Raw genomic sequence first — 1,496 nt, 5'->3', positions numbered from 1 at the left:
AAGTTGACTTCTGCACCTTCTTTTTCAAAAGCTTTTGCTGAATCATATTCTGAGTTGGTTCCTGGGAATACTGGGATGTAAACCACCGGTTTTTCAATAGTTTCTTTGGCTTTGATGACTGCGTCAGAAGCGACAGCTGGCACTTCAGCCAATTCTTTAGCTTGGGCAAATTCAGTTGGGTAAACTTCTTCCAGTTTTCCTTGGAAGGCACTGTCAAGTTTCTGTCCATCTAACTTCACACCGTTGACAGTCAGTGTAAAGTCTGCGCTTGTTTGACCGATTTTCTTCACTCCAGCGATTTCTTCAGGAGATGTGAAGACAAATCCGCCCAATTGAGCTGTCAAAGCTGTCTCAAGTTCAGGCAAGTTCACCTCTGCACCGATATGGTTCCCAAAAGTCGCAAGAGCCAAGCTTTCAAGGACACCACCATATTTGACAGCTGATGCAGATGTCACTTTGTGATCAGCTTGGATGGCTTCAAAGTGAGCAAAGTTAGACTTAATCAAGTCAAAATCAATCTCTGCAGAGAGGGCTTGACCTGGGATGTAGTAGATGTTTTCACCAGCAGTCTTGAACTCAGGAGAGAGGACCTTACGGCTATCTGCCGTCGTCACCCCAAAGGCAACCAATGTTGGTGGTACCGTCAATTCTTCAAAAGTACCAGACATAGAGTCCTTACCACCGATAGATGGCAAGCCAAGTTGGATTTGTGCTTCGATAGAGCCTAGAAGAGCTGCTACTGGCTGACCGAAACGCTCTGCTTGCTTGTCCATCCGCTCGAAGTACTCTTGGTAAGAGAAACGAGCCTTAGACCAGTTGGCACCAGCAGCCACCAAACGAGCTGTCGCTTCGATAACCGCATAAGCAGCACCGTGGTATGGAGACCATTCTGCTAGATAAGGGTTGAATCCTTGCGCCATAACAGACGCAGTATGAGTCACTCCGTGTTGAACTGGCAATTTCTGCACAGATGCCTCAGTTGGAGTGAGTTGGTAACGACCACCAAGTGGGTGATTGACCGTTGAACGACCAACCGAGCAATCAAAGATGGTCTGCAAACCTTTTTGACTCGCATGGTTGAGATCAGACAAGACAGCAAGGGTATCAGCTTCAAGTGTGTCAACGCTTGTTGTGCGTTCTTCTGGGAGTTTGACATCCTTGTCCACCACCTTGGCATCGACAACCACGCGCACACCATTGGTATCAAGGAAACGACGTTCCAAGTCGACGATGGTTTCACCATTCCAGTGCATGACAAGATTTGGTTTTTCAGTCACTGTCGCCACCACAACAGCATCAATATTTTCTTTATTACATTCTGCAACGAAGGCATCTACGTCTTCAGGACGCACCACAACTGCCATCCGTTCTTGAGATTCAGAGATAGCAATTTCTGTACCATTCAAGCCTTGGTATTTCAGAGGAACCTTGTTAAGGTCAATTTCAAGACCATCTGCCAATTCACCGATAGCCACACAGACACCACCTGCTCCAAA

The 1,496-nt window shown here is 46.8% G+C and carries 1 protein-coding gene; it reads right to left on the bottom strand.

The features are described from left to right. Positions 1–1,496: AIR synthase-related protein (locus tag GMD1S_RS07635; protein WP_000386099.1), on the bottom strand; the 1,496-nt coding region annotated here is incomplete at both ends.

Source organism: Streptococcus sp. GMD1S (assembly GCF_000296875.1).
Classification (GTDB): Bacteria; Bacillota; Bacilli; order Lactobacillales; family Streptococcaceae; genus Streptococcus.
The sequence above is the reverse complement of the archived record's forward strand: the minus strand, read 5'-3'. Positions and strand labels throughout refer to the sequence as shown.